This is a genomic window from Pseudomonas protegens, from assembly GCF_003732485.1.
Classification (GTDB): Bacteria; Pseudomonadota; Gammaproteobacteria; order Pseudomonadales; family Pseudomonadaceae; genus Aquipseudomonas; species Aquipseudomonas protegens_B.
Genome location: NZ_MOAK01000080.1, coordinates 403,087 through 412,894, shown reverse-complemented (window position 1 = coordinate 412,894; position 9,808 = coordinate 403,087). Strand labels below are relative to the sequence as shown.

Below are 9,808 nucleotides of genomic sequence, written 5' to 3'. Positions count from 1 at the left end.
GCAGAAGCCAGACCTGGCGGTGAAGCTGTTCTGGCCGAACCAGGGCGATCGCGGGGTGCACGTCAACCTGTCGGGCATCGGCCTGACCAAGCACGCGCCGCATCCGGAAGCGGCCAAGGCGCTGGTGGAGTGGATGACCACGCCTGAAGCGCAGAAGATCTTTGCCGACGTCAACCAGGAGTTCCCGGCCAACCCGGCGGTGGCGCCCTCTGCAGAGGTGGCCAGCTGGGGCAAGTTCGTGGCCGACACCCTGCCGGTTGAGATCGCCGGCAAGCGCCAGGCCGAAGCCATCCGCTTGATGGACCGTGCTGGTTGGAACTGAGGCTGCCGTTATACTGCGCCCCGCTTTTGCGGGGCGTTTTCTTTAACGGCCCTCGCCACTAACGCTGTCCGCAAGCACGTTTGTCTGTCCCATCTGCCCGAGAGTTTTTTGTGGCCCATCCCGCCCAACGTCGCTGGTATCCCCTGGTCTTCGCCGTAGCGGCCCTGGTCCTGCTGCCGCTCAGCGTGTTGCTGCTGTCCTGGCAGGCCGTCGACCAGCAGATCTGGTCCCACCTTTGGGATACCCAGATGCCGCGTCTTTTGAGCAACACCCTGACCCTGGTGCTTGGAGTGGGTGTGGGCGTGACCCTGCTGGGAGTGAGCCTGGCCTGGCTCACCAGCCTCTGCGAGTTTCCCGGGCGGCGCTGGCTGGATTGGGCGCTGATGCTGCCCTTCGCGATCCCGGCCTATGTACTGGCCTTTGTCTTCGTCGGCCTACTGGATTTTTCCGGACCGGTGCAAAGCCTGCTGCGGGATTGGTTCGGCACCGGCTTGCGGCTACCGAGAGTGCGCTCCACCGGCGGCGTGATCCTGGTACTGGTGCTGGTGTTCTATCCCTACGTCTACCTGTTGGCACGCAACGCCTTCCTGGCCCAGGGCAAAGGATTGATGGAGGCCGCACGGGTGCTTGGACAGTCGCCCTGGCAGGCCTTTTGGCGTGTGGCGCTGCCCATGGCGCGGCCGGCCATCGGCGCTGGGGTCGCCCTGGCACTGATGGAAACCCTGGCGGATTTCGGCGCGGTGTCGGTGTTCAACTTCGATACCTTCACTACCGCCATCTACAAGACCTGGTACGGCTTTTTCAGTCTCTCCAGTGCCGCGCAGCTGGCCAGCCTGTTGCTACTGGCGGTGATGCTGGTGCTGTACGGCGAGCGACGCGCCCGTGGCGCCAGTCGCACCGGTAACGAGCGGCCTCGGGGCAAGGCGTTGTACCACCTGTCTGGACTCAAGGCCGTGGCCGCCACGGGCTGGTGCCTGCTGGTATTCGCCTGTGCCTTCGTGATCCCGCTGCTGCAATTGCTGGTGTGGTTCTGGCAGCGCGGGCGCTTCGACCTGGATGAGCGCTATGCCGGGCTGATTGTCCACACCCTGTACCTGGGAGGAATGGCGGCGCTGATCACCGTCAGTGTGGCGTTGCTGTTGGCATTCGCCCGACGCCTGGCGCCGACCCCAGGCATCCGCGCCGGGGTCAGCCTGGCCAATCTCGGTTATGCCTTGCCCGGCTCGGTGCTGGCGGTATCGATCATGCTGGCTTTCAGCTACCTGGACCGGGAACTGGTGATCCCGCTGTCCGGCTGGTTAGGCGGGGCCGGCAAGCCGCTGTTGCTGGGCAGCTTGTCTGCCTTGTTGCTGGCCTATCTGGTGCGTTTTATCGCGGTGGCCTACGGGCCTCTGGAAAATAGTCTGGAGCGGATTCGCCCCTCGTTGCCTGAAGCGGCGCGCAGTCTTGGAGTCAGCGGCCCGCGACTGTTTTTCAAAGTGTATCTGCCGCTGTTGCTGCCCGGGACCTTGAGCGCCGCCTTGCTGGTGTTCGTCGATGTGCTCAAGGAGATGCCCGCCACCTTGCTGATGCGCCCGTTTGGCTGGGACACGCTGGCGGTGCGGATCTTCGAAATGACCAGTGAAGGGGAGTGGGCGCGAGCTTCGTTGCCGGCACTGACCCTGGTGCTGGTGGGGCTGCTGCCGGTGATTGGCCTGATTCGTCGCTCGGCCCATCGAATCGGTTAGGTGCCAGCCTTCCACCTTGCGGCTACAATGCGCGGCATTCGGTGCGGCCTGTTGTTTGGCCGGGACGCTGAAATCGGCTGTAAGCCATCTATTTCAAGGCTTTCACCCTAACAGCGCCAGTCCGCACCCTCGCCACGCCCGGAAGGAGAAACCCATGGGACAGCGTACGCCTCTGTATGACCTGCATCTCGCCCTCGGCGCGAAAATGGTCGATTTTGGCGGTTGGGATATGCCTTTGCATTACGGCTCGCAGGTCGAGGAGCACCATCAGGTGCGACGTGATTGCGGTGTGTTCGATGTATCCCACATGACCGTGATCGATGTCAGCGGCCCCCAGGCCAAGACCTGGCTCCAGCTGTTGCTGGCCAATGATGTCGAGCGTTTGCAGCACCCTGGCCAGGCCTTGTACAGCACCATGCTCAACGAGCGCGGCGGCATTGTCGACGACATGATCGTCTACCGTCTCGAGGACGCCTACCGTCTGGTAGTCAACGCCGCCACCCATGATCAGGACCTGGCCTGGATGCAGGCACAGCTGGGTGAATTCCAGGTGCAACTGCGCGAGCGTCCGGAGCTGGCCATGCTGGCGATCCAGGGACCCCAGGCCCGGTACAAGATTGCCGAGCTGGTGACCCAGTCCCGGGGCACCCTGATCCAACAGCTCAAGCCTTTTGAAGCCGGCGCCGATGGTGACTGGTTCATCGCCCGTACCGGTTACACCGGCGAGGATGGACTGGAAATCGTCCTGCCCGCCGATCAGGCTCCGGCCTTTTTCAACGATCTGGTGGGGGCGGGGATCTCGCCCATTGGTCTGGGTGCTCGGGATACCCTGCGTCTGGAAGCCGGCATGAACCTCTATGGCCAGGACATTCACCAGGACGTTTCGCCCCTGGCGGCGAACATGGCCTGGAGCATTGCCTGGGAGCCGGCCTCACGCAGATTCATCGGTCGCACCGCCCTGGAGGCCGAGCGCGCATCTGGGATAAAGCAGAAATTGGTGGGCCTGGTCCTGGAAGAGCGCGGGGTTTTGCGCGCGCATCAGGTGGTTCGCATCGCCGATGTTGGCGAAGGTGAGATCACCAGTGGTAGTTTCTCCCCTACGCTGAGTAAATCGATCGCACTGGCGCGGGTGCCGATGGCCACTGCCGACCGTGCTGAAGTGGAAATCCGTGGCAAGTGGTACCCGGTTCGGGTGGTCAAACCGACCTTCGTGCGCCATGGCAAAACATTGATCTAACTTTTTGCACCGGCATTGCGCCGCTGACATTTCTTCTTGAGGACACAGAACATGAGCGATATCCCTGCCCACCTGCGTTTTGCCGACAGTCACGAATGGGCCCGTCTGGAAGCCGACGGCAGTGTGACCGTAGGTATTAGCGACCACGCCCAGGAAGCCCTGGGCGATGTGGTATTCGTCGAGCTGACGGAAGTCGGCAACGTGTTTGGCGCAGGGGACCAGGCGGGCGTGGTGGAGTCGGTGAAAGCCGCTTCCGACATCTATGCACCGGTGGCCGGTGAAGTGATTGCGGTCAACGAAGAGCTGAGCGCCAGCCCCGAGCTGCTCAACAGCGATCCGTACGGTGCCTGGATCTTCAAACTCAAGCCAAGCAGCCCGGCCGACCTGGACAAGCTGCTGGACGCCGCCGGCTACAAGGCCGCCATCGGCGAGTAAACCGTTCCTGCAAGCAGGCCCGCTCCCGCTGCGCAGGAGCGAGCTTGCTCGCCAAGGCCCTCTAAGCCTGCAACACCTCTTTCACCGCTGCCACCGCACGTTCCACGTCGGCCTTGCTCATGGCAGTGAACATCGGCAACGAGACGATCAGGCGACCGACCCGTTCCGCCACCGGGAACATTCCCTCCTTGAAGCCGCGCTCGCGATACAGGCTCAGCAGGTGAATCGGCGGATAGTGGTAGCCGATGCCGATGCCCCGTTCCTGCATCTGCTCCATGAAGGTGGCGCGAGCCGGCTTGCCGTCCTTGCGCTCCGGCAGCACCAGTTGGAACAGGTGCCAGTTGCTGTTGCTGAAATCCGCCGGCGGTAGCTGGGCGCCATAGCGGGCCGCGAAGTCGCTGCCGAAGCATTCGAAGTAATGCCGGGCCAACTCGCGGCGGTGGGCGGTAATCGCCTCGATATGAGCAAACTGCCCCAGGCCGATGGCGGCGGCGACGTCGGTCATGTTGAACTTGCCCCCCAGCACATCCACATCCAGGCCGTCGAAACCGTTGCGGGTTACCCCTTGCAGACGATATTTCTCGGCCAGACGCACTTCTTCCGGGGTATTGAGTACCAGGCAGCCGCCCTCGGACGAGGTGACGTTCTTGTTGGCCTGGAAGCTGAAGGACACGAAGTCGCCACCGGCGCCGATGCGTTGGCCATTCCAACTGGAGCCCAGGGCCTGGGCGGCGTCCTCCACGACTCGCAGGTTGTGTTGTCGGGCCAGGGCGTACAAGCGGCTCATGTCCACCGGCAAGCCAGCCAGGAATACCGGGATGATGGCCTTGGTGCGTGGCGTGATAGCGGCTTGCACCTGGGCCAGGTCGATGTTGCGGGTGATCGGATCGATGTCGGCGAACACCGGTGTGGCGCCCACTTCGAGAATCACGTTGGCGGTGGCAACCCAGGAAATCGGCGTGGTGATGACTTCATCTCCAGGGCCGATGCCGGCGATGCGCAAGGCGATCTCCATGGTGCAGGTGCCGGAGTTGAAGGTGCGCACGGTGCGTCCGCCGAAGAATTCCGAGAGCTGGGCTTCGAAAGCCTGGACCTTGGGACCGCTGGTGATCCAGCCCGAACGCAGCACTTCGCCGACGGCGGCGATGGTGGATTCATCGATGGTGGGTTTGGAGAACGGCAGGAAAGGCAGTTGGCTCATGACGATGGGGCACCCGATAAGCGGACGATGAGAGCAGGGGTTGAGGCGCGCCGGGGCCGGCGCGCGGACGCTGTGCATGATGGTACCGATTGCCTCGGGACGCCAGCGCGTCGACGCGGGGAATCGGCTGCTATGCTGCTTTGCACCCTGTTGCATCGACGCTGAGCGCCGCTTACCGGAGAGAGCCTGCCATGTCCCCGTCGCCATCCCTGAGCCAGTTACGCGAGCCCAGCGCATTTCTCAACCGGCACCTGGGGCCTGATGCCGAGGAGCAGCAGGCGATGCTCGCCAGCCTCGGGCTGGGGAGTCGGATCGAGCTGATCGAGCAGACGGTACCGCCGGGAATCCGCCTCAATCGTGCCCTGGACCTGCCGCCGGCACTGGACGAGCAGGCGGCCCTGGCCAGGCTCAAGGGTTATGCCGCGCAGAACCAGGTCTGGACCAGCCTGATCGGTATGGGCTACCACGGCACTCTGACGCCGACGGTCATCCTGCGCAACGTGTTGGAAAACCCCGGTTGGTACACCGCCTACACGCCGTACCAACCGGAAATCGCCCAGGGCCGGCTCGAAGCCCTGCTGAATTTCCAGCAGATGACCATCGACCTCACCGGCCTCGATCTGGCCAACGCCTCTTTGCTGGACGAGGCTACCGCAGCGGCCGAAGCCATGGCTCTGGCCAAGCGTGTGGCCAAGTCCAGGAGCAATCTGTTTTTTGTCGATGAACACTGCCATCCCCAGACCATCTCCGTGGTGCGCACCCGGGCCGAGGGTTTCGGTTTCGAGGTGATCGTCGACGCTGTGGATAACTTGCCCGCGCATCAGGTGTTTGGCGCACTGTTGCAGTACCCGGATACCCACGGCGAGATTCGCGACCTGCGGCCGTTGATCGATCAGTTGCATGCCCAGCAGGCCCTGGCCTGTGTGGCCGCCGATCTGCTTAGCCTGCTGGTACTGACCCCGCCCGGCGAGCTGGGGGCCGATGTGGTCCTGGGCTCCTCCCAGCGCTTTGGCGTGCCCATGGGCTACGGCGGTCCTCACGCAGCGTTTTTCGCTTGTCGCGACGAGTACAAGCGGGCGATGCCCGGGCGTATCATCGGCGTGTCCAAGGATGCCCGGGGGCAGGTGGCCTTGCGCATGGCCCTGCAAACCCGCGAGCAGCATATCCGTCGCGAGAAGGCCAACTCCAACATCTGCACTGCCCAGGTGTTGTTGGCCAACATTGCCAGCTTCTATGCGGTCTATCACGGTCCGGCCGGCCTCAAGCGCATTGCCCAGCGGGTGCATCGATTGACTTGCATCCTCGCAGCGGGCCTCGAGCGCCATGGCATAACGCGGGTCAACCGGCACTTTTTCGACACCCTCACCCTGGAGGTGGGCGGTAGCCAGACCGCGATCATCGAGAGCGCCAAGGCGCTGCAGATCAACCTGCGGATTCTCGGTCGTGGGCAGTTGGGCCTGAGCCTCGATGAGACCTGTGACGAAACCACAGTGGCCCGGCTGCTGGACGTATTTCTCGGCGCGGACCATGGATTGGACGTCGCCGAACTGGATGCCGAGGCGCTGGCATCGGGGCTTCCTGACAGCCTGTTGCGCCGCAGCCCCTACCTGACTCACCCGGTGTTCAGCGCCCATCACAGCGAAACCCAGATGCTGCGCTACCTCAAGCAACTGGAGAACAAGGACCTGGCGCTCAACCAGTCGATGATCCCCCTGGGCTCCTGCACCATGAAGCTCAATGCCAGCAGCGAGATGATCCCCATCACCTGGCCGGAATTCGCCGACCTGCACCCCTTCGCCCCCCGGGAGCAGGCGGCCGGTTACACCTTGATGATCGAGGAGCTGGAGCGTTGGTTGTGCGCCATCACCGGCTTCGATGCCGTCTGCATGCAGCCCAATTCCGGTGCCCAGGGCGAGTACGCGGGGTTGCTGGCCATTCGTCGTTACCACGAGAGCCGCCAGCAAGGTGCACGGCACATTTGCCTGATACCGGCCTCGGCCCATGGCACCAATCCGGCCTCGGCGCAGATGGCCGGGATGCAGGTGGTGATCGTCGAATGCGATGAGGCCGGCAACGTCGACCTGGAGGATCTGACGGCCAAGGCCCAGGCCGCCGGCGATCGCCTGTCCTGCCTGATGGCCACTTACCCCTCGACCCATGGCGTCTACGAAGAGGGCATCAGCCAGATCTGTGAAGTTATCCACAGTCACGGCGGCCAGGTGTACATGGACGGCGCCAACCTCAATGCCCAGGTGGGCCTGGCTCGGCCTGCGGACATCGGCGCCGACGTTTCGCACATGAACCTGCACAAGACGTTCTGCATTCCCCATGGCGGCGGCGGGCCGGGGATGGGGCCCATCGGCGTGCGAGCCCATCTGGCGCCCTTTGTCGCCAATCACCCGGTGGTGCCGATCGACGGGCCGCTTGCGGAGAATGGCGCGGTCAGCGCGGCGCCCTGGGGCAGCGCCAGTATCCTGCCCATCAGTTGGATGTACATCGCCCTGATGGGGCCGCAACTGGCGGATGCCAGCGAGGTGGCGATCCTCGCCGCCAACTACCTGGCCACCCAGCTCAACGGTGCCTTCCCGGTGCTCTATAGCGGGCGTAATGGCCGAGTAGCCCACGAATGCATTCTCGACCTGCGGCCGCTCAAGGCCTTGACCGGGATTACCGAGGAGGACGTGGCCAAGCGTCTGATGGACTACGGCTTCCATGCCCCGACCATGTCGTTCCCGGTGCCCGGCACGCTGATGGTGGAGCCCACCGAGAGTGAGTCCAAGGTCGAGCTGGACCGCTTTGTCGAGGCCATGCTGAGCATTCGTGCCGAGATCGCCCAGGTCCAGGAGGGCAATTGGCCGGCCGAAGACAATCCGCTCAAGGGCGCGCCCCATACCCTGGTGGACATCACCGGGATCTGGGAGCGGCCCTACAGCATCGAGCAGGCGGTGCTGCCCAGTGCCCATACCCGGGCCCACAAGTACTGGCCGGCGGTGAACCGGGTGGACAACGTGTACGGCGACCGCAACCTGTTCTGTGCCTGTGTCCCGGTGGAGGCTTACCGTTGAATTAGCCCCGGCAGGAGGGCGTAGACGCGTTGGGCGACTGCCTGGACTGTTGTCCGGGCAAAAAAAACGCCGACCCTGAGGTCAGCGTTTTGCGTGGCCATCCCTGGGGCGAGGTTATTGCTCGGCCACGGCGTTCTTGGCCAGGATGGCGTTGGCCAGTTCCATGTCGGTGGCCTTGAGGCCGGGATTGTCGGCGCGGACTTTTTGCATGGCGGCTTCCAGGTACGGGCCGCGAATGCTGCCTTCGCTGGCGACGAAGCTGCCTGCGTCGTCCTGGGCGGCGACGATCAGTTTGTGATCCTTGAAAGTCAGGTAAGTGGAGCCGGTGGTGGCACCGGAGGAAATGACGTTACGCCAGAAGGTGTCGGCCATTGCCGAACCAACAGGGAGAGAAAGCAGGGCAAGGGTGGCGACAGCAATTTTCAGACGCATGATGGGTGACTCCAACTGGGGGTTATCTGAACAGTTTGATTCTAGATACCCCAGCGGAGTTCCGTGACCCATCAGTCAAGGTTTTCGACCAGCAGAATAGCGCCTTCCTGGCCGATCACGCGCACCCGGGCGCCTACAGGCGCGTCGGCGCCCTTGGCGATCCACACCCCGTCGGCGACCTTGATCCGGCCCCGGCCGTCGACTATCGCCTGCTGCACCACGAAGGTCTTGCCGATCAGCTCCTGCCCCCGCAGGTTCAGGTTCGGCTGGTCGCTGGGGCGGACCATGTTGCGCTGGCGACGCCACCAGTACAGGGCGGTCAGCACCGAGAACAGGCCGAACAGGAGGAACTGCACCTCCCAGCTCAGGCCGGGAATCAGAAAGGTCAGGACCCCCACGGCGGCAGCCGCCAGGCCGATCCACAGTAGATAGCCGCCGGCGCCGAACACCTCGAAGATCAGCAGTACGGTGCCCAGGGCCAGCCAGTCCCAGAACGATAGGGCGTGCAGGAATGCCAACATGGATCGAGCCTCAGACCTTCTTGCCGTCGAACGTGGCCTTGACGATTTCGCCAATGCCGCCCACGGCGCCGATCACCTGACTGGCCTCCAGTGGCATCAGGATCACCTTGCTGTTATTGGCCGAGGCCAGCTTGCCCAGGGCATCGATGTATTTTTGCGCTACGAAATAGTTGATCGCCTGGACGTTGCCGCTGGCGATCGCCTCGGATACCACCTGGGTCGCTCGGGCTTCGGCTTCGGCCTGACGTTCCCGGGCCTCGGACTCAAGGAAGGCCGCCTGACGTTCACCCTCGGCTTCCAGAATCTGCGCCTGCTTCTTGCCTTCGGCGGTCAGGATGGCCGCTGCCCGCAGGCCTTCGGCTTCGAGGATCTGGGCGCGTTTGACCCGTTCGGCCTTCATTTGCCCGGACATGGCCGCCATCAGGTCGGCGGGCGGGCTGATGTCCTTGATCTCGATACGAGTGATCTTGATCCCCCAGGGCGCGGTGGCTTCGTCAACGGTTCGCAGCAGTTTCTCGTTGATGCCGTCACGTTGGCTGAGCATCGCGTCCAGTTCCATGGAGCCGAGCACGGTACGGATATTGGTTTGCAGCAGATTGCGGATGGCGTGCTCAAGGTTGTTGACCTCGTAGGCCGCCTGGGCGGTGTTGACCACCTGGAAGAAACATACGGCGTCGATCTGCACCGTGGCGTTGTCAGCGGTGATGACTTCCTGGGGGGGAATGTCCAGCACACTTTCCATGACGTTGATCTTGCGGCCGATGCGGTCCATCACCGGAATGATGATGTTCAACCCCGGCTTGAGGGTGTTGGTGTAGCGACCAAAGCGCTCCACTGTCCACTGGTAGCCTTGGGGCACGACCTTGAA

At 63.5% G+C, this 9,808-nt stretch carries 9 protein-coding genes; 5 read left to right on the top strand and 4 right to left on the bottom strand.

All coding sequences use genetic code 11. The features are described from left to right. From BLX41_RS36080 to gcvH, 4 genes are all read left to right on the top strand, one after another. A partial coding sequence (locus BLX41_RS36080; RefSeq protein ID WP_259745109.1) for an extracellular solute-binding protein occupies positions 1-322 on the top strand: 322 nt, incomplete at its 5' end. Between the two features lie 110 nt (positions 323-432). Beyond that, positions 433-2,049 carry an ABC transporter permease gene (locus BLX41_RS23160; protein ID WP_123726755.1) on the top strand — a complete coding sequence of 539 codons (1,617 nt, stop codon included), beginning with the start codon at positions 433-435 and terminating at the stop codon, positions 2,047-2,049. A gap of 154 nt (positions 2,050-2,203) precedes the next feature. Further along, positions 2,204-3,286, top strand: a complete 1,083-nt coding sequence (gcvT, locus tag BLX41_RS23155) for a glycine cleavage system aminomethyltransferase GcvT (RefSeq protein ID WP_123726754.1) — start codon at positions 2,204-2,206, stop codon at positions 3,284-3,286. A gap of 51 nt (positions 3,287-3,337) precedes the next feature. Next, on the top strand, positions 3,338-3,721 hold the full coding sequence (gene gcvH, locus BLX41_RS23150; protein WP_123726753.1) for a glycine cleavage system protein GcvH: 384 nt from the start codon (positions 3,338-3,340) through the stop codon (positions 3,719-3,721). 61 nt (positions 3,722-3,782) lie between these two features. Here gcvH and BLX41_RS23145 read toward each other — a convergent pair whose 3' ends face one another. Beyond that, positions 3,783-4,922: a DegT/DnrJ/EryC1/StrS family aminotransferase gene (locus BLX41_RS23145; protein WP_123726752.1), complete on the bottom strand. Its 1,140-nt coding sequence runs from the start codon at positions 4,920-4,922 to the stop codon at positions 3,783-3,785. Between the two features lie 191 nt (positions 4,923-5,113). On the opposite strand from BLX41_RS23145, the gene gcvP reads away from it, so the two are divergent. Continuing rightward, positions 5,114-7,987 carry an aminomethyl-transferring glycine dehydrogenase gene (gene gcvP / locus BLX41_RS23140; protein ID WP_123726751.1) on the top strand — a complete coding sequence of 958 codons (2,874 nt, stop codon included), beginning with the start codon at positions 5,114-5,116 and terminating at the stop codon, positions 7,985-7,987. A gap of 114 nt (positions 7,988-8,101) precedes the next feature. Here gcvP and BLX41_RS23135 read toward each other — a convergent pair whose 3' ends face one another. The 3 genes from BLX41_RS23135 to BLX41_RS23125 form a co-directional block, all read right to left on the bottom strand. After that, positions 8,102-8,419: a DUF2388 domain-containing protein gene (locus BLX41_RS23135; protein WP_123726750.1), complete on the bottom strand. Its 318-nt coding sequence runs from the start codon at positions 8,417-8,419 to the stop codon at positions 8,102-8,104. A 71-nt stretch (positions 8,420-8,490) separates the two neighbouring features. Continuing rightward, positions 8,491-8,940 carry an NfeD family protein gene (locus BLX41_RS23130; RefSeq protein WP_123726749.1) on the bottom strand — a complete coding sequence of 150 codons (450 nt, stop codon included), beginning with the start codon at positions 8,938-8,940 and terminating at the stop codon, positions 8,491-8,493. Between the two features lie 10 nt (positions 8,941-8,950). After that, a partial coding sequence (locus BLX41_RS23125; RefSeq protein WP_148059769.1) for an SPFH domain-containing protein occupies positions 8,951-9,808 on the bottom strand: 858 nt, incomplete at its 5' end.